25 protein-coding genes and 2 tRNA genes are annotated in these 25,724 nt (G+C 41.7%); 12 read left to right on the forward strand and 15 right to left on the reverse strand.

All coding sequences use genetic code 11. The annotated features are described in order from the left end of the window. The first annotated feature begins 166 nt into the window (after positions 1 to 166). The 3 genes from CYK47_RS07825 (at position 167) to CYK47_RS07835 (ending at position 2,374) form a co-directional block, all read left to right on the forward strand. Positions 167 to 553: a hypothetical protein gene (locus CYK47_RS07825; RefSeq protein WP_122900524.1), complete on the forward strand. Its 387-nt coding sequence runs from the start codon at positions 167 to 169 to the stop codon at positions 551 to 553. Positions 554 to 658: 105 nt separating this feature from the next. Continuing rightward, complete coding sequence (hisA, locus tag CYK47_RS07830) at positions 659 to 1,381, forward strand: 1-(5-phosphoribosyl)-5-[(5-phosphoribosylamino)methylideneamino]imidazole-4-carboxamide isomerase (protein ID WP_122900526.1); 723 nt, start codon at positions 659 to 661, stop codon at positions 1,379 to 1,381. A gap of 81 nt (positions 1,382 to 1,462) precedes the next feature. Next, entirely contained in the window at positions 1,463 to 2,374 is a 912-nt protein-coding gene (locus tag CYK47_RS07835; RefSeq protein WP_122900528.1) for a DMT family transporter, read from the forward strand. Positions 2,375 to 2,402: 28 nt separating this feature from the next. Here the strand turns inward: CYK47_RS07835 and CYK47_RS07840 are convergent, their stop codons facing one another. The 3 genes from CYK47_RS07840 to CYK47_RS07850 are packed head-to-tail and all read right to left on the reverse strand — an operon-like array spanning position 2,403 to position 4,393. Then, positions 2,403 to 2,789 carry a DUF4870 family protein gene (locus tag CYK47_RS07840; RefSeq protein WP_122900530.1) on the reverse strand — a complete coding sequence of 129 codons (387 nt, stop codon included), beginning with the start codon at positions 2,787 to 2,789 and terminating at the stop codon, positions 2,403 to 2,405. Positions 2,790 to 2,809: 20 nt separating this feature from the next. Further along, entirely contained in the window at positions 2,810 to 3,424 is a 615-nt protein-coding gene (locus CYK47_RS07845) for a DUF1294 domain-containing protein (protein ID WP_122900532.1), read from the reverse strand. An 18-nt stretch (positions 3,425 to 3,442) separates the two neighbouring features. Then, the gene (locus tag CYK47_RS07850; protein WP_122900533.1) at positions 3,443 to 4,393 is read right to left on the reverse strand and encodes a homoserine kinase; all 951 of its coding nucleotides are present in this window, start codon (positions 4,391 to 4,393) and stop codon (positions 3,443 to 3,445) included. A gap of 113 nt (positions 4,394 to 4,506) precedes the next feature. On the opposite strand from CYK47_RS07850, the gene hisF reads away from it, so the two are divergent. Both hisF and aqpZ read left to right on the forward strand, forming a co-directional pair. Then, entirely contained in the window at positions 4,507 to 5,265 is a 759-nt protein-coding gene (hisF, locus tag CYK47_RS07855) for an imidazole glycerol phosphate synthase subunit HisF (protein ID WP_122900535.1), read from the forward strand. Positions 5,266 to 5,426: 161 nt separating this feature from the next. Next, positions 5,427 to 6,116 carry an aquaporin Z gene (aqpZ, locus tag CYK47_RS07860; RefSeq protein WP_122900537.1) on the forward strand — a complete coding sequence of 230 codons (690 nt, stop codon included), beginning with the start codon at positions 5,427 to 5,429 and terminating at the stop codon, positions 6,114 to 6,116. A 40-nt stretch (positions 6,117 to 6,156) separates the two neighbouring features. On the opposite strand, the gene CYK47_RS07865 is transcribed toward aqpZ, so the two are convergent. From CYK47_RS07865 to CYK47_RS07880, 4 genes are all read right to left on the reverse strand, one after another. Continuing rightward, entirely contained in the window at positions 6,157 to 6,402 is a 246-nt protein-coding gene (locus CYK47_RS07865; RefSeq protein ID WP_122900539.1) for a hypothetical protein, read from the reverse strand. Positions 6,403 to 6,453: 51 nt separating this feature from the next. After that, the gene (locus tag CYK47_RS07870; RefSeq protein WP_252150265.1) at positions 6,454 to 7,494 is read right to left on the reverse strand and encodes a DNA/RNA non-specific endonuclease; all 1,041 of its coding nucleotides are present in this window, start codon (positions 7,492 to 7,494) and stop codon (positions 6,454 to 6,456) included. A gap of 93 nt (positions 7,495 to 7,587) precedes the next feature. After that, positions 7,588 to 8,553 (reverse strand): DNA/RNA non-specific endonuclease, encoded by a 966-nt coding sequence (locus CYK47_RS07875; protein WP_164709166.1) that lies wholly within the window; start codon positions 8,551 to 8,553, stop codon positions 7,588 to 7,590. A 113-nt stretch (positions 8,554 to 8,666) separates the two neighbouring features. Beyond that, positions 8,667 to 10,547 (reverse strand): potassium transporter Kup, encoded by a 1,881-nt coding sequence (locus CYK47_RS07880; RefSeq protein ID WP_122900545.1) that lies wholly within the window; start codon positions 10,545 to 10,547, stop codon positions 8,667 to 8,669. Positions 10,548 to 10,668: 121 nt separating this feature from the next. On the opposite strand from CYK47_RS07880, the gene CYK47_RS07885 reads away from it, so the two are divergent. Next, positions 10,669 to 10,759: transfer RNA gene (locus CYK47_RS07885), tRNA-Ser, on the forward strand. 47 nt (positions 10,760 to 10,806) lie between these two features. On the opposite strand, the gene CYK47_RS07890 is transcribed toward CYK47_RS07885, so the two are convergent. Beyond that, a complete protein-coding gene (locus CYK47_RS07890; RefSeq protein WP_122900547.1) occupies positions 10,807 to 11,742 on the reverse strand; it encodes a YDG/SRA domain-containing protein in 936 nt (311 codons plus the stop codon). Positions 11,743 to 12,025: 283 nt separating this feature from the next. On the opposite strand from CYK47_RS07890, the gene CYK47_RS07895 reads away from it, so the two are divergent. Both CYK47_RS07895 and CYK47_RS07900 read left to right on the forward strand, forming a co-directional pair. Then, on the forward strand, positions 12,026 to 12,259 hold the full coding sequence (locus CYK47_RS07895; RefSeq protein WP_122900549.1) for a hypothetical protein: 234 nt from the start codon (positions 12,026 to 12,028) through the stop codon (positions 12,257 to 12,259). A 126-nt stretch (positions 12,260 to 12,385) separates the two neighbouring features. Further along, positions 12,386 to 12,461 (forward strand) — tRNA-Thr (locus CYK47_RS07900). 49 nt (positions 12,462 to 12,510) lie between these two features. On the opposite strand, the gene CYK47_RS07905 is transcribed toward CYK47_RS07900, so the two are convergent. From CYK47_RS07905 to CYK47_RS07915, 3 genes are all read right to left on the reverse strand, one after another. Next, on the reverse strand, positions 12,511 to 13,317 hold the full coding sequence (locus CYK47_RS07905; RefSeq protein ID WP_122900551.1) for an SAM-dependent methyltransferase: 807 nt from the start codon (positions 13,315 to 13,317) through the stop codon (positions 12,511 to 12,513). 3 nt (positions 13,318 to 13,320) lie between these two features. Further along, on the reverse strand, positions 13,321 to 14,619 hold the full coding sequence (locus tag CYK47_RS07910) for an FAD-dependent oxidoreductase (protein ID WP_122900553.1): 1,299 nt from the start codon (positions 14,617 to 14,619) through the stop codon (positions 13,321 to 13,323). 422 nt (positions 14,620 to 15,041) lie between these two features. After that, entirely contained in the window at positions 15,042 to 15,899 is an 858-nt protein-coding gene (locus tag CYK47_RS07915) for a pirin family protein (protein WP_122900554.1), read from the reverse strand. Positions 15,900 to 16,140: 241 nt separating this feature from the next. Here CYK47_RS07915 and ycaC point away from each other — a divergent pair, with 241 nt between their 5' ends. After that, positions 16,141 to 16,767 (forward strand): isochorismate family cysteine hydrolase YcaC, encoded by a 627-nt coding sequence (gene ycaC, locus CYK47_RS07920; RefSeq protein WP_122900556.1) that lies wholly within the window; start codon positions 16,141 to 16,143, stop codon positions 16,765 to 16,767. 77 nt (positions 16,768 to 16,844) lie between these two features. Then, positions 16,845 to 17,765, forward strand: coding sequence for a LysR substrate-binding domain-containing protein (locus tag CYK47_RS07925; RefSeq protein WP_122900558.1), 921 nt, complete (start codon positions 16,845 to 16,847; stop codon positions 17,763 to 17,765). A gap of 54 nt (positions 17,766 to 17,819) precedes the next feature. Here the strand turns inward: CYK47_RS07925 and ahpC are convergent, their stop codons facing one another. The 4 genes from ahpC to CYK47_RS07945 all read right to left on the reverse strand — a co-directional run bounded on the left by ahpC (position 17,820) and on the right by CYK47_RS07945 (position 21,764). Then, positions 17,820 to 18,383, reverse strand: coding sequence for an alkyl hydroperoxide reductase subunit C (ahpC, locus tag CYK47_RS07930; RefSeq protein WP_122900560.1), 564 nt, complete (start codon positions 18,381 to 18,383; stop codon positions 17,820 to 17,822). Positions 18,384 to 18,547: 164 nt separating this feature from the next. Then, positions 18,548 to 19,144, reverse strand: a complete 597-nt coding sequence (ssb, locus tag CYK47_RS07935; RefSeq protein WP_122900562.1) for a single-stranded DNA-binding protein — start codon at positions 19,142 to 19,144, stop codon at positions 18,548 to 18,550. A gap of 55 nt (positions 19,145 to 19,199) precedes the next feature. Next, entirely contained in the window at positions 19,200 to 20,564 is a 1,365-nt protein-coding gene (locus CYK47_RS07940; protein WP_122900564.1) for an MFS transporter, read from the reverse strand. 111 nt (positions 20,565 to 20,675) lie between these two features. After that, positions 20,676 to 21,764, reverse strand: coding sequence for a DUF475 domain-containing protein (locus CYK47_RS07945; protein WP_122900566.1), 1,089 nt, complete (start codon positions 21,762 to 21,764; stop codon positions 20,676 to 20,678). Positions 21,765 to 21,965: 201 nt separating this feature from the next. On the opposite strand from CYK47_RS07945, the gene tenA reads away from it, so the two are divergent. Then, positions 21,966 to 22,628, forward strand: a complete 663-nt coding sequence (gene tenA, locus CYK47_RS07950) for a thiaminase II (protein ID WP_122900568.1) — start codon at positions 21,966 to 21,968, stop codon at positions 22,626 to 22,628. Positions 22,629 to 22,828: 200 nt separating this feature from the next. Further along, a complete protein-coding gene (uvrA, locus tag CYK47_RS07955; RefSeq protein ID WP_122900569.1) occupies positions 22,829 to 25,660 on the forward strand; it encodes an excinuclease ABC subunit UvrA in 2,832 nt (943 codons plus the stop codon). Positions 25,661 to 25,724: the final 64 nt, after the last annotated feature.

The raw sequence follows: 25,724 nt of genomic DNA on the forward strand, positions 1-25,724 counted from the left end.
ATCGTGCAGAATAAAGTTGTAAACTCGAACATAGGATGGCTGGTTGAATGGTTTGTGTCGTAACTCACTTATCAACTCAGTCATCTTTTTTTTCAACTGAATTTCTTATCCATGATTCGGGTTAATTAAGAATATATACACACAATAATAAAATTAAGGAGGCACTATGTATCGTCCCTTTTATGGTGGGTCACAGCATGCCCTACAAAATCCCTATCAAACTAAACTCTCTTGCCAGTTTCGTGTGCCAGACAGTCACACAAAAGCCAAACCCCGTCAGCGTCACAAAGTCATCCATTTAAAAGCACCTAAACCTAAAGTGAACAACCGTGAGCCTAATCTTCATCGTGTTTTGGTAGTGGCATCACATAAGAAAACGCCTGTGATTGAGGTCAATACACAAGAATTACCACAACCCGATGCCAGTGAGCTGACCCAAAATTTAATTGCAGCAGAAAATTTACTGCATGTTTATGCAGCCGAGGCGGAGCATTTTCCAGAAGTCAGCGATTTATTGGCCAGCTTAGAGAGCAGCAAAAAACCCTATACTTAAAGCATTTAAATACATGCTTTTTACAGTTTTTTATTTAGACATTACGCATTTGTTTGTTAAGATGCCAAACACTCTATTTAATACGATTAGGCTAGGAGCGAAAGCATGCTAATCATTCCTGCAATTGACCTTAAAGACGGCAAATGCGTACGTTTAAAACAAGGTCGTATGGAAGACGATACCGTATTTTCTGATGACCCAGTTGCAACTGCACAGCATTGGGTAAATGAAGGCGCACGTCGTTTACATTTAGTAGATTTAAATGGTGCTTTCGCAGGTACGCCAATCCATAAACCTGTGGTTGAAGCGATTGCTAAAGCACAGCCAAATTTACCTATTCAAATTGGTGGCGGTATTCGCTCACTTGAAACCATTGAACACTACTTAGATGCAGGCGTATCTTATGTGATTATTGGTACTAAAGCAGTGAAAGAGCCTGAATTTGTTGAACAAGCATGCAAACAATTTGCAGGTCACATCATTGTTGGTATTGATGCCATGAACGGTATGGTAGCAACCGATGGTTGGGCCAATGTGACTGACGTTAAAGCGACTGAGCTGGCAAAACGTTTTGCTGATGCGGGTGTATCTAGTATTGTCTATACTGACATTGCGCGTGACGGTATGATGCAAGGTGTCAACATCGAACAAACTGTCAATCTTGCGACTTACTCAGGTCTACCTGTGATTGCTTCTGGTGGCGTAACCAATATTGATGACGTTCACGGCTTAAAAAGTCAGCCTGGTATTTTAGGTGCGATTACAGGTCGTGCAATCTATGAAGGCACTTTAAACCTTCGCGAAGCACAAGCTGTACTTGATGCTTAATCTAAATTACTGATTTTGCTTTTTAAAGAGGTCTTCGGACCTCTTTTTGTTTTGTGTATTTTTAATTTTGATCTCTCTGCCATGTCCATGCAAGCAACTAAACTTCCCATGTGGAAAGCTAAACTTCCGCAACTGTCACTCATTTTAATTACCATCATTTGGGGCACGACCTTTGTGGTGGTGAAATATGGTCTGAGTTTTTCCAGTCCTGTACTTTTTGTTGCATTGCGCTTTATGGCGGCTGCCATTGCAGTCACATTAATTTCATGGAAACACCTCAAAGGCATGACTACTTTTGAAGTTTTTGCAGGCGCTGTGATTGGCTTAACCATTACACTTGGCTATGGCACACAAACGGTAGGCTTACAAACGATTAGTAGCAGTGAATCGGCATTTTTAACCGCGCTGTATGTGCCACTGGTACCCATTTTATTGTGGTTACTGTTCCGTAAAAAACCATATGTCATGACTTGGCTTGGTGCAGGCTTGGCCTTTTTAGGATTAGTGTTTTTAACAGGCAATGGCTTTGGTGCAATCCAACTAAGCTCTGGTCAAGTCCTGACCCTATTAGGCTCTATTGCTATTGCGCTGGAAATTATCTTTATTAGTTATTTCGCACCTAGAGTAAATACCCGTCGTGTCACCGTGCTGCAACTGATCTTTGCCTCAGTGTTTTGTTTTATGTTTGCACCCATGGTAGGTGAAACACAGCTTCCCGACTTTCATCCACATTTAGTGATGATCTTAGTGGGGCTTGGGATTGCCAGTGCCTGTATTCAATTGGTGATGAACTGGGCACAAGAAATGGTCGATCCATCGCAAGCTGCGATTATCTATGCGGGTGAACCAATTTGGGCCAGTCTTTTTGGACGCCTTGCCGGTGAACGCTTGCCTGCTTTAGCCTTGCTAGGTGGATTATTGGTGGTGCTTGGCGTGATTGCCAGTGAATGGCGACCTAAATTTTTACAAAAGAGACAACACAGCCAAAGCTAAAAGAATCCCCTCAACATGAGGGGATTTTTTAAATGGCTAAATTATCATTTAAACGCATGATACCTTTAATGGCACGATACACGATCCATAACCACGATAAGGCCAACACGGCAACACAAAAAGCACTCGCCCCTAAAGTCACACCCGCAAAAAGTGCAGGATCTTGACCCGTAAAGAAGACAAAGATAAACGGTACAAAAGCCAATACCGTCCAAATCAAATACCACCAAAAGGTACGAATTTGAAAGCGAAAATGGCTTTCAAAAATTGAGCCTTTGACTGCGTCTAATTTTAAGTAATTAATGAGTAATGCGACGAGCGCTAAAATCCCTGCGCTAAAAATTGCCACGATATATAAAACATATAACACAAAGGTTAAGGTACGATTTGGATCTTTATCTATAGAATAATTCATCGTCAGACCTCAATCATCCACTATAACAAGGGATTAAATGGCGAAATAAATAAAACAATCAAAGCTATATTTAACCCAATCATCGCAAAATAGATATTTCTAAAGGGTTGTTTTTGTGTTTTATGACGTAGCCTTTGCTGGGCTAAATGCGCCGCAGGCCAACCGCCTAAAAATGCCAAAATATGCAGATTGTTTTCTGCAACACGGCGCTCACCTTGTTGGGCAGCTTGTTTATCTTGAACATATAACCAATAACTCAGAACATTCATCAGGCTGATAATCAACAGAGATAAGCTTGGCAGCAAGCCAAAAATTACCAATCCTGCAAGCAACAAGATATAAATAATACTCAGCATATTCAATGGATGCTGCTTGGCTTGTGGCTTTTGCGTCACTTTAGCCGTGCTTTTTTTCACTTGTGCGGCTTTTAAATACGTGACTTGTTGAGCACGCATACGTCCTTTGCCATCGATTAAAGGCACATATTCCAAAGCGCAGCCCACGACTGGACGTGGGCCGGGCCGAGCAAAATCTTTAATGTGTAAGAATACCCGATCTTTTTCACTGTCGGTCGGTTGGATAAAACCATAGCCTTTTTCATCAAACCATTCGACTAATCGCCCTTGATCGCGCATTGTTACCCCAAATTAAAGTTATGCAGTCACAAATTTTAAGCGATCAATCAGCATATTTCGCATTTCATCGGGATTTTTTTGCAAAATATCAGCGCCAGTTAAGCCCATTTCGGCATTTTTAGCTGCAACGCGTAAACGCATCATCCAAAAACGTCCTGCTGCCATCGCAAGATAGATCTCTAAACATGCACGCTCATCATCTGTCAATTTACGTACTGTTTCATAAGCTTCTAAATAGGCAAGTGCTTTGTCTTCATTTAAATGAACTTCAGGATACTCGGTACAGAAGTCATTTAAAGTAATCGCAATATCGAGCAATAATTCATCTTGATTCATTTCATAAAAATCTAAGATGCCTGCCAATTCATCACCCGTAAATAAAGTGTTATCACGGAACAAGTCTGAGTGAATCAAGCCTTTAGGACGGTTTGGGTACATGGCTGTTAATGCATCAAATAAGCCTAATAGTTCATTTAATAGCACTTGATCAGGCTGACTTAAGCTTGGTTTGAGCTGCTGTGCTACATTCATCCAGTAGGCATGATCACGTACTTCTGAACGCTGCAAAGGAAAATCTGTTAATGCCACATGCATTTTTGCCTGAGCGATGGCAATTTCACGTACTTGACCCAGCGTTGATGGCATTGGATGCTCACCTCGCATACGTGGTGCAATTTGGGCTGGTTTGCCTTTTAGCGTTAAAATTGCCGCGCCATTGACATTTAATGGTACAGGTACAGCCACCCCATGCTGACCTAAGTGCTCAAGTACCGGCACAAGCTCCCCAGCGGCTTGGGCATCTAATTCTTCAAACAGTGTTAACACAAACTGATTGCCATCCTGGCAGACTAAAAAATAATTGGTATTTTGAATACCGCCTTGAATGGGAATCAGGTCGACCACCTCTAAGCCATACGGCGCTGCAAAATCCTGAACTTCCTTTAAAGTCAAAGTGGTATAGACCGACATACAAAACCTGCGATAAATTTTACTCAAGTTTGCTAGAATAGCGTGTCAATCTGCCAAGGTGTAGCTCTTAGGCGGGTTAGTTTTATAATTGGCTGTAATTATTGGAAAAAATTATGCTTGCTAAACGTATTATTCCCTGCCTAGACGTAGATAACGGTCGTGTTGTGAAGGGTGTACAGTTCCTAGACATTCGTGATGCAGGCGATCCTGTAGAAGTTGCCCGTCGTTATAACGAACAAGGTGCTGATGAAATTACCTTCCTTGACATTACAGCTACCTCCAATGGTCGTGATACCACCTATCGTACCGTTGAACGTATGGCAGAGAGCGTATTTGTTCCACTGACTGTTGGCGGTGGTGTGCGTAAAGTTGAAGATATCCGTTTATTGCTCAATGCAGGTGCCGATAAAGTCAGCATTAACTCAGCAGCAATTTATAACCCTGAATTTGTACAAGAAGCATCGCAACGATTTGGCGCACAGTGTATTGTTGTTGCCATTGATGCCAAAAAAACTGGCGACAATAAATGGGAAATCTTTACCCACGGTGGTCGTAAAGAAACTGGCATTGATGCCATTGATTGGGCGGTCAAAATGGCTGATTTTGGCGCAGGTGAACTGCTCATTACTTCAATGGATGCCGACGGGACCAAAGCTGGTTATGACCTCGCCTTAATGCGTGAAATTAACAACCGCGTGAGCATTCCAACGATTGCATCAGGTGGTGTAGGTAACTTACAACATTTAGCCGATGGCATTATCCAAGGTGGTGCAGATGCAGTACTTGCGGCTTCCATCTTCCATTTTGGTCAGCATACTATTCCAGAAGCAAAACAATATTTAGCTGCGCAAGGTATTGAAATGCGCCTCTAAACATAGCTTAAAAATAAGAGCACTTAAGGTGCTCTTTTTTTTATATTTAAAAAATGGGTTGACCATTAATCTGTTTTATTTTGCACTTGCCTGTTTTGCGTTTTAGATTACAAGGATAACAACAAGATACATACAATAAAAAATCACTATGGAGTAAAGGCATGAATAAATATCTTGCTGAATTTATTGGTACTTTTTGGTTAGTCTTTGGCGGTTGTGGCAGTGCTGTACTGGCCGCAGCTTTTCCTGAACTCGGTATTGGCTTTGTCGGTGTATCGCTAGCCTTTGGTTTGACTGTACTCACAGGTGCTTATGCCTTAGGGCATATCTCAGGCGGGCATTTTAACCCTGCTGTTTCGGTCGGTTTATGGATAGGTGGACGCTTTGAAGCCAAAGAGCTACTGCCTTATATCATTGCCCAAGTCATAGGTGCTGTAGTTGCTGCATGGATTTTATTTGTGATTGCCTCAGGTCAAGCAGGTTTTAGTGCAGGTGGCTTTGCCAGCAACGGCTTTGCTGAGTTATCACCCGGTAAATACTCCATGCTATCTGCGTTACTGATTGAGATTGTCCTAACTGCAATCTTTTTAATTGTGATTTTAGGCTCAACCGATAAGCGTGCACCAGCAGGCTTTGCCCCAATTGCAATTGGTTTGGCCTTAACATTAATTCATTTAATTTCTATTCCTGTCACCAATACCTCAGTGAACCCTGCACGTAGTACAGGCGTGGCCTTTTTTGCCGAAACTGCAGCATTGAGTCAGTTATGGTTATTTTGGCTTGCACCAATCATTGGCGGCATATTCGGAGCGCTCATTTATAAAGTGGTGGCTAAACCTGCTAAACTCTAAGCATCTCGCAATAAAAAAGCCCAGTACAACTGGGCTTTTTTTATAAAAATGGATTCTCGACTTCGTCGCTATCTGGGCGGTTCAGCTTTTCTGGTAAATCCGTTTCAGCTTCTAATTGTGTCACAATATCATTAAGTAAAGCTTGCAGTTTTTTGGCTGCTGCTAAACCTTGTTGATCCTTATGAATCTGTAAATTACCATAAATACTGACCCGATCAACATCGTTTTCTAAGGTCAAATCATAAATGGCATCTGACTCTGTACCTTGATGAAATGCTTTAAACATAACGCAGCTCTTATTGTTGGTTATTGGCGAAATTTATTCTACCTTACTCATTTATTTGAGTAACTGCACGATAAATTGCACGATCTCCAAGATAATTTTTAAAATGCCTGAACTTTCTGTCGAACTTGTATCCGCTTTGGCTTGTGGCTCAGGTGTACTCACGTCCTGTTGTGGCTTTTTTGCTAAAACTTCTTCCATGGTGCCTTCATAGCTGGCACTAGGTTTAAACAGTTTTTTGGTGGCATTGATTTGCTGCGTTGATACAGGCGCGGCACAATTACTCTTTTGATCTGTGCTTTTTAAACCAATCGTTTGATTAGCTTTTACCGCAGAGGCATTTAACGGTAAGTCATACACTTTTCGTTTTTCTGCATCGCTTAATTTTGGAAATAAGTTAATGCCAATTTTTTGCTCTAAAGCACAAATACTCATCAGCTCAACTTTTGGCTTGGCCACATTCATATCATTGCTCACATAATATGCGCCAATCACCCCAGTTTGAGGTGCATAGATGGCTTTATAGGTGGCTGTTGGCACAAGTAAACCATCACCTAAACGCTTAATATTTTTACCTGAATATTCAGGGCCAGTGACCACGTAAACATCTTGTTTTTGCTTAGTAACCACCGCACGCACACCTTCTTCTAGCTCACGCCACACCTGTTGGTTATTTTGTGGGGTTTGCGGCACCATATTGGCTAAAGAGAAACTGTCATGTTGCGCAGCTTTGGTTGGCATATCGGCATTGGGTGCCATATGACCACGGTCATAACCCGAACCACGGTAGTCTTTTAAAGTGGCACGCGCGCCTTTAACTAAATCTTCTTCGTGAAAGCTATCTTCACGTTTAATTTTTACACTTAAACGTTCGGGCGTTAAATACTCTGCCACCCAAAATGAGGTTTTTGAAACGCCTGAATGCATGGCGTTAAAGCCATTTAAACATAGTGCTGTGGTATCTTTTTTTAAGCTTTCGCGTTGTAATTCAGGCGCAGTATTTTGATAAAACTGATCTAAACAAGCTTTAGGTTGGCTAGTTGCTGCTAAAGCCGTTGATGTAGCAGTCGCCCCCGCTACAGCTAAAAATAACATACCAGAAAGAGGACTAAACTTTTTCATGTTAAACATCAATTTCAGATCAGAAAAGAGCAAGCAGTATAGGCGCAACATAGGCTAAAAGCTATCTTATTGAAGCTGAGTCAGCAACCAATGTAAACCTTCAAATACCAGACTTAACAGTGCAGTTTCGACACGCTCTAACCACGGCGTTGCGACAAAAATAGCTTGCTCAGGCGCTTGTTGCGCGGCTTTTTTTAAGCGGTCTACTTCACATTGACTTTTGCTGTCCCAATAAGCATATTGCCAATCAAAGTCAGATTTTGGGGTTAAAGGCAACTGATAAACATCGCGTTTTTGTTCGCTGCTTAGACTCGGAAACAGCTGCATATTCAGTTTTTGTTCTAAGGCACAAATACTTAAATATTCAATTTGACTATTGGGCTGTTGCGCCAAATAGTAAGCACCCATCACTCCTGTTTCAGGGATATAAACCGCTTTATACACGCCGACTGGCTGCCAAATGTGCCCTGCTATTTGCTTGATATCTGCAGCATGGTAATTGCTACCTGTCACCACATAAATATCCTGATGATAAGCACGGCTTAAGTACTTTAAGCTTTGGTCTATCGCCTGCCATTGTTGGGCTTGCCGTTCTGAGGCAAAAGGGACACGGAGCAGGGTTTCTAGATGCTGATCCTGCTTTGGCAAAGCCAGTAAACTTTGATAATGCTGCTCTTGACGTTGCGCAGCCGATAAGTGCGCTACATGATTGGGCGCAATATTGGGCTTTGCTGGCACTTCAGGCACTGCTGCTGTGGCGGCAAAATATTGACTCACCCATAACGGCGTTTTTGTAATCCCTGAATACAGCAAGGTTAGATGTTTTGCGCAAACACGATAACTTTCGGTGTAAATCTCGTCACGGTAAAAAAATGGCGTTTGCTGCACATAGACACTGCTTTGACACAAATTGCGTTGTTGCCACCATGTACTCAAACGATCTTCACCTATCACAATGGCAAAGCTTAAACTGGCAATCATAGCAAGAATGATTTTAAGCCAAAAATATTTGGAACGCGGAGGTGCAGGCACAGCAAAAATCGTCGGAGTGAGTTACAGCGAAAGCTAGCTTAACAAGCCCCCTAGCGCAAGTACAGCAAAAAAATCAGTGCCAAGACACTGATTTTTTATGGTTAAACTGCGGTTTAAATTTCGATTTGACTACCTAACTCCACCACGCGGTTAGGTGGGATTTTATAAAAATCACTCACTGGACTGGTATTACGCTGCATGGAAATAAATAATTTTTCTCGCCACGGCGCTAAACCATCTCCCACACTATGAATCAAACGATCACGCGAGATAAAGAAGCTAATTTGCATCAAATCATATTCTAAATTTACCTGAGCTAAAGCCTGTTGCAGCGCATTTGGAATATTGGGTTGATCTTTAAAACCATAATACAAGCTAACCCGATAAAAACGCTCGCTCATTTTTTCAGTCATAAAACGCGCGTTATCATCAACATAAGGGATATCTTGGGTAATGACTGTGACCATAATATTCATTTCATGCAGCACTTTATTGTGCTTAATATTATGCAACATGGCGTGTGGCACTAAATCAGGTGTACCCGTTAAAAAGACTGCTGTGCCCGGTACAAATTGGGTTTCGTTGCTATAGCCAATACTTTTAATAAATAAAGACATGGGTAGCGCATCACTAGAGAGCCGTTTAAGGACAATCTCGCGCCCATCTTTCCACGTCATCAGCAAAGTATAAGCCACTGCACCAATTAAAATAGGCACCCAGCCACCTGAGATAATTTTAACTGAGGTAGAGGCCACAAATACAAAGTCGAGCAATAAAAACGGCGTGGCAAAAACAATCACTTTCCACAGTGGCCATTTCCAATAACTATAAGCCAATACACTAATTAATATTGTGCCGCATAGCATGGTCATGGTGACTGCCACACCATAAGCACTGGCTAAATTCGCACTATTTTCAAATAGTAAGATCAAAATCACCACCGAGATAAACAACACCCAGTTAATAAACGGCAAATAGATCTGCCCTTGCTCGACATCAGACGTGTGATGTACCGTCAGACGCGGTAAATAACGTAACTGAATCGCCTGATTGGTCATAGAGAAAACCCCAGTAATCACCGCTTGTGAGGCAATGACCGCTGCGGCTGTAGCGAGACCAATCATTGGATACAGCGCCCATTCAGGCACCAGCATATAAAACGGATTGGCAATCGCGCTTGCATCACGTAATAACAATGCGCCTTGTCCAGCATAATTCAAAAGTAAACATGGCAACACCACAATAAACCACGCCAAACGAATCGGTAGGCGACCAAAATGCCCCATATCGGCATAAATCGCCTCACCACCAGTCATGGTAAGAATCACCGCGCCCATGGTTAAAAAGGCTAAATACGGCTGATCTGCAACAAAATGATAAGCCCAATAAGGATTGATCATATGCAGCACTTGGGGCGTTTGCAGAATACTCCATAAGCCCGCTGCGCCAATTGAACTAAACCACAGCAAGGTTAATGGACCAAAGAATTTGCCCATAGTAGCTGTACCATGACGCTGTACAAAAAACAGTCCTGCCAAAATCCCTATCGCTAAAGGTTCTAACCAATCATTAAACATAGGTGTAGCAATACTTAAGCCTTCAATTGCGGACAGCACCGAAATGGCGGGTGTGATGATGCCATCACCAAAGAATAAGGACGCACCGATAAAGCCTAAAGCAATAATATATAGTCGCTTTTTTTCACCGATTTTGGTGGCACGTAGGATCAGTGCCAATAGCGACATAATACCGCCCTCGCCATTGTTATCCGCACGCATAATAATGGTGATGTATTTAAAGCTGATGGTGAGCATGATGCACCAAAAAATCAGCGATAAGATCCCTAGAACACTGGCCTCGGTAATGGCTAAATGTGCGGTTTGGAAGCATTGTCTGAGCGCATACAGTGGACTGGTACCAATGTCTCCAAATACTACGCCAAGTGCAGCCAAGGTAATGACAGGCAACGCGGCTTTTTTTGCAGTACTTTGCATATTATGTCTTCGTTTTGCAGACTATTTTTGCGAATCATAGCACTGCCACTAAAGTTTTTCTCTAAATCAATTGTTATTGTCTTGGCAGCGTGCTGCTTTTTAGTTATTATCCACCGCGCATGGTGAGGTGTCCGAGTGGCTGAAGGAGCACGCCTGGAAAGTGTGTATACGTTTATAGCGTATCGAGGGTTCGAATCCCTCTCTCACCGCCAAAATTCTAAAATCCCCAAATCGTAAGGTTTGGGGATTTTTTTATGCTTTATGCAATTTCATCCAAGTAAGTATTTTTTGATGATGTAAAGAAATCGTAATGATACTGAAGTTGCTCTCGATCTAATCGATGATCATCTTTGATGTATAGGTAGTCATCTGTTTCTTGACCGGAAAGTAAATCTATTACTTTTAAATCATCTCTTACAACGATGGAACCAAAATCGAACATTTTATGATGATTAGGACAAAGACAAAGAATATTGCTAGATACGTCTGGGCCATGATGTGGTGTACCTAAGCCTCGAATATGCGCACCATCTGCATGCTTTTTTCCTCTAAAGTTTTCAATGTGAACTCCACATATTTGGCAAGCATACTGATATAAATTTTTCACTTTTCTCGTTTGCTTAATATCACGCACAATAAATGAATGAGTTGTAGTTTTTCTTTTGGTAGGAAGTACTATTCCTTCATGCTCTATATTCTTTTCAGCTAGATGAGTGTGATCAGGATGGACAAAAGCCAACTCATCTATCTTATTAAGTTGATATCTACATATATTAAAACCGTCTTGACCTGGCATTAACCAACAGCGATTCACCTCGTAGAGACCACGGTATAAGTAATCACTACTGATTCCCTCTACATGACTAAATACACGTACAGGGATATTCTGTTCATGATTAAGGAGCAAAGCTCGATTGCCTTTAGTAAAAGTTTGATCTTGAATCTGGCAACGACCGTCTGTACTGCGCCCTCCCATACCTGTATATACAATGCTATCACCTCGATCTTCATCATCAATATAGCCACCAGATAATACAATCGCATCTGCTGCATCATCTACGGTATAACTAATTCCATTTTGAATATGAAAATGTAAGCCGAGATGTTTTAAAAGCATTCTACCCTTGAAAATAGTACCCACAGGAAACTCATTAAAGTGACCAAATTGCATTTTTTGCGCGTTTTCTTTTTTCATAGTGACTCGATTGAATTATGTAATGAAGTATTTAAGTTTGATAAATTATGTACACTCTAAATTATTTTAAACAGCCCATCACGTCACAACATGTCGCTTAAGCTCATTGATCTTATCAAAGCTCAAAATCATCATTTGGCACAAACTCTGCATAGTAAATCTTAAAAACAATAAAATGTTTAAGGAGAAAAAAGGTCTATAAATTCATATCACTGCAACAATCCTAAACCACAATCTACTTGGGTTAACCCAGCATACAAAAACAAATGTTATAGGAGCTGCAATGAATACCAGCGCAAACTATGCAAAACAAATAAAAAATGCCAAACGTGGCGGCTATACCCCAACCATTGCTAAAGACGTAAACAAACATAAAGTACAAAAAGCGCTACGCCTCATCGAACAATGGAGAAAACTGGCCAATGAGCTTAAACCACAAATGCAAATTGATATGGCGTTAACCCTCGAAGAATGTGCCCACGACCTTGACCAAATCTTACGTAAAAAATCCTATTAATGCTTAAAAGACCCACAAAACTCAGCTTAAATACCATTTAAGCTGAGTTTTTTTTAATATCTGATTTGATTGTTTATTTTTTGGCTTGCACAGTTTTAAAAACTCTCTATAATGCGATTCCAAGATGCCGGCATAGCTCAGTTGGTAGAGCAACTGACTTGTAATCAGTAGGTCCACAGTTCGAATCCGTGTGCCGGCACCATCTTATACTCAGCCTCGCTTTTTAGTGAGGCTTTGTTGTTTTTAACGCTTTAAAAAGCTGCTACAGCCACATAGCGCACTAAGCCGTCTTGCCATAACTTTTGGCACAGCCTAGCGGCCATCTTAATTTTCAAACCATCTAAACCGACTAAATTTAAATTGCTTGCTGCGACAAAATCAGCAAAGCCTGCCAATACTTGCGCGCTTAAATCGGTTACTCTCACCTGCTGAAAATCATGCTGCATGATGGTGCTGTGCAGTTCATTTTGAGTCATTAAATCTTTTAAATTTACATCTGCGGCTTTAAGCAAATAGGCATATTTTTTTTGCTGCCACGCGTTTAAATTTAAAAAATGATCACTCAGCACCAACGTATGAAAAGCCAAGCGTCCTTGAGGCTGCAACACCTGCTGCACCGCAGTAAGAAATGAATTTAAATTGACGTGATAAGCCGCATCAATACACACCACTGCAGTAAATTTTTGACTAAAGCTGTTTGAGTTTAAATTTAAAAAAGAATCACAAAGAATTGAATTTAAAAATGTAGCATGAGTTTGAATATGCTGCACATGCTGAGCCTGTAACTCAACTGCACTAATATTTTGAATTTTATAATAATGATACCAAAGGCTTAGGCTTGCACCTTGTCCACAAGCTAAATCGAGCAAAATGTCGTTTGAATTTAAATTGATGGCATGGGCCAGTTGCATGGCCAATGCCTGACAAGCAGTACGATAACCATCGCCTGCTTGCCAAAGGCCTAAATTACTCCAAGCTAACGCATTTTCATCACCTAACATTGCCGTATTAATGGCATATTTATGTTGTAACAGTTGTGCGTGTAGCGCTTGGAACATGCTTTAGTAGCCGAGTTGTGGAGCAACCTCAACTTTAGGCTTTAAGCCAACAAACGGCAATGGCGCACCAAAGATTTCTGCAATGTGCATCGCTGATGTCACCGCAGATTCTAAAATTGGTAAACCATCGCATGACCATGAACCGCAGTAAAATACTTTACGATCTGGACTACGATGACTTGCTTGAATTTGTTTGTTTAACTCAACTGTGTCCGAGTCCACCACAGCGCGAGTTAAGGTCACACGCGAAATGATTTTCTTCGGATCAATTTCAGTCACCGGACGCCAAGTTTGGAAGACTGGATTTTTACCCACTAAACTTGGTTCTACCGCATTCAGCCAAACGGTAAATTGTTGACGGGTAAATTTACGATCCATCATATAACTGAGCACAGCCCAATCTTTACGTTTAGGTGGCATTACCGTGTTATCGGTATGAATGACTAAATCACCTTGTTCAAATTTAAATTTCTTCAACAACTCAATGTCATCTTTAAATTGCTCATTGTCTAAGAAATCTTCGATCTTGGTGGTTGGCGTCGCTACAACCACACGGTCAAAATACTCAAGCTCACCATCGGCATTTTTCACCACAACTTGTTCACCTTGCTCGGATACATAAGTAATCGGTGAGCCACTCTTAATGGTCACGCCTTCAATCAATTTATTGACTAAAGCCGGTGTGCCACCTTGAATACGCAGTAACGCATCGCCATCAGTCAATTGACGTAAGAAAGTCAGTAATGGTTTTGCTGGCCAATCACCAATGGTTTTTGGATTACAGGTACAGATGGTATATAGCACAGGCATCACTGCACCATGCCAAAACACTTCTTCAATATCATGCTGATTAATAAATTCAGCTAAAGTGATGTCTTGATGATCTGACTTAAAGAACTGTGCCAAAGCGGTTTTTAACTGCAACATGCCTTTAACTAAACGCCAACCGTATTGCTGAATGCCTTTACGGTTATTAATAATCGGGAAGTTACCAATTTTGGTGCGCGTGGTGGTGAGCCATGTTTCGGTACGATCTTCAAATAACCAGCTACATGCCATATAGGTACGTACTGGGAAAGTGCTAATGCCTAAATAAGTGGCCAAACTTAAGGTGTTTTTCCATAAGTGAGGATTCATGACACGTAAAGGTGCATCAATTAAACCACCTTCAAACTCGGTACTATGGCTGTCCATACCGCGGCCTGGCAGTGCTTCAAAAATTGTTATGTTATGTCCTGCATCTTTAAGAATTCTTGCGGTAGCAAGGCCAGCCATGCCACTACCAATAATTGCAATATCCAAATTATTATCCGTCCGTCAAAAAACACATTTCAAAATTATGAACCAAGCTTTAGCAAAACTGGCTATTAAAAAATGCCATATTCAGTTTTTTTGTGAACGTCAAGCTAAGAGATCATTCAAATGATTATTAACAGGTTGTGCTGTGCTTTAGTATGCTTGTTCGCTGAACTCAGCAAGGCTTTATTTATGACTACATAACAATATTTAAGTTAAAATTTCTATGAAATCAAAGTATGAATTTTACAACATGGTAAAAAATAGGTATGATGCACCGTGCTTTAAATGATGATTTAAGTCACATAATTTAATAATAATATTTAATTTTTTACATGTTTACAGCGTAACAATAGACTCCGCTTAATCGCGGAGTCTATTCTTTTTTTGCATGCTAAAGATTAACTGATTTTTTCGGCAACCTTGAGTTAACCAAATTTACCTTGGTTAAAATCATTGAATGCCTGCACAATTTCTTGCTTAGTATTCATGACAAAAGGCCCATATCCTTGAATAGGTTCATGCAGTGGTTCACCCGTTAATATCACAAAGCACGTATCTATATTGGCAAACAGCTCAATTTGAGGATCTGCATCACGGGCAAACATCACCACTGAGCTATCTTGTACCTGTTGTGTGCCATTAATGACAAGCTCGCCCTGCAATACCAACAACAGCGTCGTATGCTCACGCGGTACATGTAAGGTGTAACTCGCATTTTGTTTCAATGCACCGTCCCATACATTAACTGGGCTAAAAGTACTGGCTGGGCCATGTTGCTGTGCATAGTGCCCTGCAATCACACGTAAATGTCCCGTTTGATTGGCAAACCTAATCATTGGAATATTTTCAGCTTTTAATGCCTGATAGTGTGCTGGAGTCATTTTGTCTTTGGCAGGTAAGTTAATCCAAAGTTGTACCATTTCAAAGATACCGCCCTGTGCAGCAAATGCCGGGCTATGAAATTCTTCATGCACGATACCAGCACCCGCGGTCATCCACTGTACATCACCTGCATGAATCGTCCCTCCACCACCACTGGAGTCTTGATGACTGACTTCACCTTGATAAGCCAAAGTCACCGTTTCAAAACCACGATGCGGATGTGAACCTACACCACGCTGTTTTTGGGTCGGAATAAAGCTATGTGGCGCAGCATAATCGAGTAATAAAAATGGGCTAATGGCTTGACCTAAACGATCATAGGAGAACAAGCTTTTTACTAAAAAGCCATCACCCACCCAATGGGTCTGCTGATTACGATACACCCCAATGACTTTTTTCATGTTCTACTCCCAATCTATGAATCAGCCTATGTTAAAAGTCTGTGCTCTACTCAGCTAGAGCCACAACTGAGATACTGCGTCATATTTTTAATACAATAAATGACTGTACTGGGTAGGGTTTTTAATTATCCTAATTTTGAAAATAACTATCACATTTTTATGTCTTCTGCTTTTTCTGTTTAGATTTTAAAGTCATTACAACTGCAGCGCGATGCTGCTCACAACAATGAGGAATTTCATCATGGCTAAGCCTTATGTACGTTTAGATAAAGATAATGCGGTTGTACTTTTGGTCGATCATCAAACTGGTCTATTATCTTTAGTGCGCGATATTGATCCTGATAAATTTAAAAATAATGTGTTAGCACTTGCTGCAGCTGCAAAATATTTTAATTTACCCACCATTTTAACCACCAGCTTTGAACAAGGTCCAAATGGTCCATTAGTTCCTGAACTTAAAGAAATGTTCCCAGATGCACCATATATTGCCCGTCCGGGTCAAATTAACGCCTGGGATAATCAAGATTTTGTTGATGCAGTCAAAGCCACAGGTAAAAAACAAATTATTATTGCTGGTGTGGTGACTGAAGTATGTGTGGCATTCCCAACACTTTCAGCTTTAGCAGAAGATTATGATGTATTTGTGGTGACCGATGCTTCTGGCACTTTTAACCATTTAACCCGTGACTCTGCTTGGCAACGCATGAGCCAATCTGGTGCACAGCTCATGACTTGGTTTGGTATGGCGTGTGAATTACACCGCGATTGGCGTAATGATGTCGAAGGCTTAGGTGCACTGTTCTCTCAACATATTCCAGACTACCGCAACCTAATGAATAGCTATAGCTATTTTAATCAAGATAAATAATTCAATTTAGCCTCAAGCTTTCCCTCAGCTTGAGGCTGCTATACTCTTCGTTTGTTTAACTCAGAGCAGCCAAAAACATGCATAGCTTAGATGACTATTACTATTTTTATTTGGTGGTCAAGCATGGTGGTTTTAGTGCAGCCAGTGAAGCGAGCTTGATCACCAAGTCTAAACTCAGCCGTCGGATCTTGGCTTTAGAACAACAACATAATGTCAGTCTTATTCAACGTTCAACGCGCCACTTTAAAGTGACGCCCTTAGGGCAAGATTTTTTTGAAGAATGCGCCAAGTTAGTGGCTCAAACGCAATGTGCCGATAACGTCCTACTGAAACAACATAGTGAACCTGAAGGCTTAATTAAAATTAGCTGCCCAAACATGATGATGCAGTTTCAGATTCGCCATTTACTCAATGATTTTTTAAAACAATATTCTAAGGTACAGATCGAACTCGAACTTACCAGTCGCCGTGTTGATCTCATTCATGATGATATCGATCTTGCGATTCGTACTAATTTTCAAAGCAATGAAGATTCAAGTTTAATTGTGCGTGATGTAATTAAAACTCAACATTGTCTGGTTGCCAGTCCTCATTTACTCAAAGGACAAAGCATTACAAATTTTGCAGACCTACAGCATTTTCCCAGTATTGTATTAGGCACCCAACAAAGTCACTACAGTTGGCATCTGCAGCATATTCATACCCCAGAAAGCTTTGTTATACCCTTACACCCAAGAATTAAAAGCAATGATTTGGCTGGAGTATATTACGCCACTTTAGATGCTTTAGGGATTGCTGATTTGCCTTATTTAGCCGTGGAACAAGATATTGCTGCAGGACGTTTAATTCATCTATTACCCGAATGGTGCTCTAATGTAGGCACCGTGCAACTGGTCTATGCCTCACGTAAAGGTCAACGTTTAAGTATGCGCTTATTAATCGATTTTTTAATTGATGGCTTACGCCATCTAAAACAATTACCTGGCTACCAAGCATAAAAAACCCAAAGCAATATGCTTTGGGTTTTGGCTTTTTATTTCCTCTATCTTGACTTAGATTTTACCGACTAAGTCAATTGAAGGTGCAAGGGTTGCTTCGCCTTCTTTCCATTTTGCTGGGCACACTTCACCTGGATGTGCATGTACATACTGAGCCGCTTTAACTTTACGAAGAAGCTCTTGCGCGTCACGACCAATACCGCCTGCATTGATTTCCACGATTTGGATTTTGCCTTCTGGGTCAATCACAAAAGTACCACGGTCAGCTAAACCTTCAGATTCAATTAAAACGTCAAAGTTTTTAGCTAAAGTCCAAGTTGGGTCACCAATTAATGGGTATTGGATTTTACCAATCACGTCAGAAGTATCGTGCCAAGCTTTGTGCGTGAAGTGGGTATCTGTAGATACACCATAGATTTCCACACCTAATTTTTGGAATTCGGCATAGTTATCTGCAAGATCGCCAAGCTCAGTTGGGCAAACGAAAGTAAAGTCAGCTGGATAGAAGAAAACCACAGACCATTTGCCTTTCATGTCTGCTTCAGACACTTCAATGAATTGACCGTTTTGGTAAGCTGTTGCGTTAAACGGTTTAACTTCAGTATTGATCAAACTCATGAGATGTTCCTTTAGTTTAATTTCGGAGATTGCTTATCTGTGAAGCTAGAATACGTCGGATTTAAAAATAGGTAAAACAGTTTGTTTTTATAAAAATGATCGGATTATTAGATTTAAGAGTTTATAAAAAAGCTCATCCAAAGATGAGCCCTTTGCGTTTGGAGTTAAAATGGTAAGTCGTCATCCATATCCGCTGGTGGCTGAGACGCAGGCGCTTTAGGTGCAGCTTGTGGTGCAAAACCACCTGGATTATTGTTGCCATAACCTGCTTGGTTGTTATTAAAACCGCCTTGGTTATTATTGTTATAGCCACCTTGATTAGCATTGCCATAACCACCTTGGTTGTTGTTATAACCGCCTTGGTTAGCTTGGTTATTGTTAAAACGTGGCTGAGCAAAACCACCGTCTTGCGCGCCATCATTTTGACCACGCGAATCAAGCATTTGCATTTGGTCACCACGGATTTCTGTACTGTAACGCTCTTGACCGTTTTGATCTGTCCATTTACGGGTACGTAAAGAACCTTCAATGTAAACTTTTGAACCTTTACGTAAATATTGCTGCGCAATTTCACCTAAACGGTTATTTAATACAATACGGTGCCATTCGGTTTGTTCTTTACGTTCACCTGTCGCTTTGTCTACCCAAGATTCGCTAGTTGCGATAGAAAATTGAGTAATTGAGCCGCCGTTTGGAAACTGTTTAGTTTCCGGATCTTTACCCAACGTACCCACTAAAATAACTTTATTTACACCACGCATGAGCTTTATACCTAATATACTGTTTTTTGCTAGTTTTACTTTATAAGACTTCAGCCTAAATGGCTATATCTTTCCCTAACAAGTGCGTTAATTGTTGTCGCGCTGCATCATCGATCAGCTGTTTTTCAACCTTCACATAAGCCACGTTTTGCTCTGGCATAATCAGCACTTCTTCGATACCACGAATTGCCAATAATTCTGCCGTCCAGTCTTGAGTATTATGTTGCTCAGGTAAACGAAATACCATTGAAGACAAATAACGTGGTTGTTTTAAACCAAAGCTGATCAGCAACCAAAGTATAGCAATGCCGCTTAAAATGCTCCAACCTAGCGCTGTGTTGTTGAGTAACAACAATTGCCCACCCAACAAACCACCAAAAAATGCGCCCAAGAATTGGCTAGAGGCATTCACGCCCATCGCGGTTGCCTTAGACTGAATCGGTGCAGATTTAGACAGCCAAGATGGTAATAACGCTTCCATGACATTAAAGGCAATAAAGAATAATCCTAAGCCCAATAACAAAATATATTTGGATTCAAAGCCAAAAATCAGCACCAGTAAACCTAAAATAATGCCAGCAATGGCAGTTAAGAAAATCCCGCGCATTTTGCGATATTTTTCTGCCAAGATAATGCTAGGAAAAGCAAAAAACAGACTTAACACTAACAGTGGCAAGTAGACTAAACCATGACTCGATAGCGGCAAATCTGCCATGCTGATCAGCTGTGATGGCATATAAATAAACATCGCGGTGAGTAGCAAATGCAAGCTAAATACTGACACATGCAAACGATTTAGATCGCCCATTCTGAGCACTTGCTTGAGCTGTTCAACATAGCCTTGTTGGAATTTTTTATGATGACGCGTCACTTTTGGCACTAAGGTCAGCATCGCAATTGCAGCTAAACCCATAATGGTCGTGACCCAAAATAAACCTGAAATTCCCACTAAGCTGGTCAGCCACGGCCCCAAGCTAAAAGCCACGACAAAAGATAAGCCAATACTCATACCCATCATCGCCATCGCTTTAGAGCGTTGTTCTTCACGGGTAACGTCAGCAAGTAATGCCATCACCACCGCAGACACCGCGCCACCACCTGCAATAGCACGACCAATAATCACCCCGTAAATACTCTCTGACATGGCTGCGACCGCACCACCCAAAGCAAACATGAGCAGACCCAATACCACTAATGGTTTACGGCTATAACGATCCGCAATCAGGCTAAAGGGAATTTGTAACAGGGCTTGAGTCAGGCCATATACCCCAACAGCTAAACCAATCAGCATCGGTGTGGCATGTGCATACTGCTGCCCCGCCACTGAAAATACCGGAATAATCATGAATAAGCCCAACATGCGTAAAGCAAAAATACTGCTTAAGGCAAAAGTTGAGCGGCGTTCTAAGGCATTCATCATAGGGTTTGGGATTTTATGTCAAGGTCAGCGATATGCTACATCATTCAGCATCAAGCTGCTATTTCAGGCACAAAAAAGGCGCATTGAAATGCGCCATAGTGAATATCGGTTTTACGAATTCAACTTTTCTTGTTGTTTACGATATTGGATGGATGCAATCACTGCCCAAACAATAAATGCCACACCAATCAGGCCTGTAATCACTTCAGGAATGTGTAAGCCTGTGCCGCTGGCAATCATAATGAAAGCTAAAGCACCAATGGCATAATGTGCGCCATGCTCTAAATAAATATATGCATCTAAAGTACCTTTATCGACTAGATAAATCGTCATCGAACGTACAAACATCGCCCCAATCGCAAGACCGAGCATAATGATGACAACATCAGAAGTAATCGCAAACGCACCAATTACTCCATCAAAACTAAATGAGGCATCAAGCACTTCTAAATATAAAAAACCACCAAAACCTGCTTTGACTACGCCTGTTGGCGCACCGTTTGAATCATGTGCAATGGCATTGCCATTTTCGTCAATTTCAGGCTCACCACCCAATAAATGACTCAGCACTTGCACCCCAATATACACCACGATACCCCAAATTCCGGCCATCACCACCGCTAAACGGGTTTCTTCGGCAATATTTGCTGCCATCACCAATAAGGCAATTAAAGCCACAAATACCGACATTGCAGGCACGCTCGCCAAATGTGCTAAACGACGCTCTAAAAAACGGAACCAATGCGTGTCTTTTTCTTCATCTAAGAAGAAGTTTAAGAACACTAACAATAAGAATGCACCACCAAAGGCAGCAATTTCAGCATGATGTGCCATCAGTTTTGCTGAATAGCTCTTTGGATCATTCAGGGCTAAATTTACGACTTCCATCGCGCCCATGTCCGCCGTGACTGCCACAATCACTACAGGGAAAATCAAACGCATACCAAATACGGCAATTACAATCCCCACGGTTAAGAACAACATTTTCCAAAAATGGTCCCAACCACGTAATACCGAGGCATTTACCACGGCGTTATCAAAGGATAATGATACTTCCATCACCGCCAAAATTGCAGTGACAGTTAATGCAGTAAGCATCGTTTTGACGCCCGCTTCTGGCCCATGGGTGTAGCCCCAATAGGCAGATAAAGCAAGGCAGATGATCGTAAAAATGATCGAGAAACCAAAATGTTTCCACATAACAATTTGACCTTAAAATATCAATAGAGTAGAAAACGTCTGATAAACACCAACTCAGAGACGCTTATATTTGCTGCTATTGTACCCCCAAAGGCCAAAATACCCGCTGCTTTTATTACTCAAAGCACGGCATTTTTTACCCTATGGCGGGTTAAGGGTTATTTGCTATAGTCAAAGCATTTTTATCCATGAGACTGAACAATGCTTTTTTCAGCCGAATTGTGGCAACAACACGCCGATCTTTATCAAAAAATCTTAGCACATCCATTTAATCAAAGTTTAAGCCAAGGGACCTTAACTAAAAGTGCTTTCCAGCATTATATTATTCAAGATGCGCATTATTTAGTGGCCTATGGACGTGCACTTGCCGTGTGTGCAGCCAAAGCCTTTGAAACGCAAGATGTAATTCAATTTGCCGAAGCTGCCAAACTGGCGATTGTATTTGAGCGGGAAATGCATGATAGCTTTTTAGGTCAATTTCAAATTAGCCAAGCAGAATTTGAGCGAACCCCACTGACCTTAGCTTGCCATCATTACACCAGCTTTTTAACAGCAACAGCATGGTCAGAAAGTTATCCTGTGGTGCTCGCCTCGTTGTTACCATGTTTTTGGATTTACGCTGAAGTGGGCCGTGATATTGTGGCGCAATCGGTAGCCAATAATCCATATCAAGCATGGATTGATACCTATGCTGGCGAAGAATTCCACAGTGCAGTACGTGAAGTGGTGGCTACCATTGACCGTGTAGCAGCACGTTGTGATGCTGACACCTTAGCTAAAATGCATCAAGCTTATCGCCGTGGTGCAGAATTAGAATGGTTATTCTGGGACAGTGCTTACCATGAGCGCACTTGGCCACTCTAAACCGACTAACATAAAAATCATCTAAATCAAGCAGACCAAGCCTGATGATCTATCCTCAGGCTTTTTAGTTAACCCCAGCATTTTGCCTACAAACAAAACGATCCGTCATAATTTGACGTACAAATGTAGTCAAAGCCCACTTGAACATTTTTCATGCGCTATCATATACACCTCTCAAGATTAGTGTTTAGGATCATTACATGAGCCAAAGTCATATCCGTATTCGAGGTGCACGTACCCATAACTTAAAGAATGTGAACCTTGATATTCCACGCGACAAGTTTGTGGTGATTACGGGGCTTTCGGGTTCAGGTAAATCATCCCTTGCCTTTGATACCTTATATGCCGAAGGTCAGCGTCGTTATGTCGAATCACTCTCGGCATATGCGCGTCAATTTTTATCGCAAATGGAAAAACCCGAAGTTGATTCGATTGAAGGTTTAAGTCCTGCAATTGCCATTGAGCAAAAATCCACGAGCCATAACCCGCGTTCAACAGTAGGAACAATCACAGAAATTTACGACTATTTACGTTTATTGTATGCCCGTGTCGGCACACCGCATTGCCCTGAGCATGACCTACCGATGGTGGCGCAAACTGTGTCGGAAATGGTGGATGCAGTAAAAGGGCTAGAAGAAGGTACCGCCCTGATGCTACTTGCACCTGTGGTACGTGAGCGTAAAGGTGAATATTCAAATTTATTTGAACAACTGCAAGGTCAAGGCTTTGTTCGCGCCCGTGTCGATGGTGAAATTGTTGATTTAGATCCAATCCCAGAATTGGACAAAAAGAAAAAACACAGCATTGAAGTGGTGGTGGATCGTTTTAAAGTCCGTGATGATTTAGGCAATCGTATTGCCGAAAGTTTTGAAACTGCCTTACGTTTAGGTGGCGATATTGCCATTTTGTCATGGATGAATGGCGAACATCCGGATCGCGTGTTTTCAGCGAAACACTCTTGCCCTGAATGTGAACGCGCGGTGGCAGAACTTGAGCCACGTCTGTTCTCGTTTAACAATCCATTTGGTGCCTGCCCTGTCTGTGATGGTTTAGGCACACGTAATCATTTTAGCGCAGACAAACTGATTCATAATCAAGAACTCTCGATTAGCCAAGGTGCGATTCGTGGTTGGGATCGTCAGCGTCCTTACTATTACAGCATGCTACAAAAAGTCGCGGATCATTATGGTTTTTCGATGGAAACGCCATGGAATGAGCTAAGTAAAGACACGCAAAAGAAATTCTTATACGGCACCGGTCGTGACAAAATTGACTTAAGCTATATTGATGAACGTGGTCGTCGTCATAATCGCGTCATGGCGTTTGAAGGGATTTTGCCGCATTTAGAACGTCGTTACCGCGAAACTGAAAGTAATTACGTGCGTGATGATTTATCACAATATTTATCCAATACCGCTTGTGATGCCTGTGATGGTTCACGTCTAAATGAAATTTCACGTCACGTAAAAATTTTAGACAAGACCATTGCCGAAATCACCAAAATGTCGATTGGCGACGCGGAGCAATATTACCAAGGCTTAGAGCTGCAAGGCGCTAAAGGTGAAATTGCCGATAAAATCTTTAAAGAGATTCGTGACCGTCTGCACTTTTTGGTGTCTGTGGGTTTAAATTATTTAAGTCTATCGCGTTCTGCCGAAACTTTATCGGGCGGTGAAGCGCAGCGAATTCGTTTAGCGTCACAAATTGGTGCCGGCTTAATGGGCGTGATGTACGTGCTCGATGAACCTTCGATCGGTTTGCATCAACGTGATAACGACCGCCTGCTTGAAACTTTAGTGCGTTTACGTGATTTGGGTAATACCGTTTTAGTCGTTGAGCATGATGAAGATGCGATTCGTGCTGCTGACCATATTATTGATATTGGGCCTGGAGCTGGGATTCATGGCGGTCATGTGATTGCCGAAGGCACCTATGATGAACTAGCTGCCAATGAAAACTCACTCACAGGTCAATATCTATCAGGCAAGTTAAAAATTGACGTGCCTAAAGTACGTGTGCAACCACCCAAACCGAATGAGCAAATTAAGCTGATGGGTGCAGCAGGTCATAACCTGAAAAATGTGGATTTAACCTTGCCTTTGGGCGTAATGACTTGTGTGACGGGTGTGTCAGGTTCAGGTAAATCCACCTTAATTAACCGTACCTTGTTACCACTTGCAGCTACGCAATTAAACGGTGCCACCACTTTAACTGCTGAAAAATTTGATTCGATTGACGGTTTGCAATTCTTAGATAAAGTGGTGGATATTGACCAAAGCCCGATTGGTCGCACTCCGCGTTCCAACCCTGCCACTTATACAGGCTTGTTTACCCCGATTCGTGAATTGTTTGCACAAACCCCTGAAGCCAAAGCGCGTGGTTATACTGCCGGTCGTTTCTCGTTTAACGTCAAAGGCGGTCGCTGTGAAGCCTGTGAAGGCGATGGCATGATTAAAGTGGCGATGCATTTCTTACCGGATATGTATGTGCCGTGCGATGCTTGTCATGGCAAACGCTATAACCGCGAAACCTTAGAAGTGGGTTATAAAGGCAAAAACATTGCCGATGTTTTAGAGATGACCGTTGAAGATGCGATGCATTTCTTTGATGCGATTCCAGTGATTCATCGTCGTTTAGAAACCCTAAACCAAGTGGGTTTAGGCTATATCCGTTTGGGTCAATCTGCGACTACGTTGTCAGGTGGTGAAGCACAGCGTGTGAAGTTGGCGCGTGAATTAGCCAAGCGCGATACAGGTAAAACCTTGTATGTACTGGATGAGCCAACTACAGGTTTACATTTCCATGATATTGCTAAGCTTTTAGATATTCTGCATGAGCTACGCAATAAAGGTAATACCATTGTGGTGATTGAGCATAATTTGGATGTGATTAAAACTGCAGATTGGATTGTGGACTTAGGCCCTGAAGGCGGCTCAGGTGGCGGTATGATTATTGCCGAAGGTACACCTGAAGAGATTGTTCAAGTTGAGCTTTCACATACAGGACGTTTCTTAAAGCCAATGCTGAAGTAATTTCCCCGTGTGGGGCAATGCTCATGATCTTTACAAAAGAGGGGATGTTGCCCCTCTTTTTGTT

Source organism: Acinetobacter sp. B51(2017), from assembly GCF_003711395.1.
Lineage (GTDB): Bacteria > Pseudomonadota > Gammaproteobacteria > Pseudomonadales > Moraxellaceae > Acinetobacter.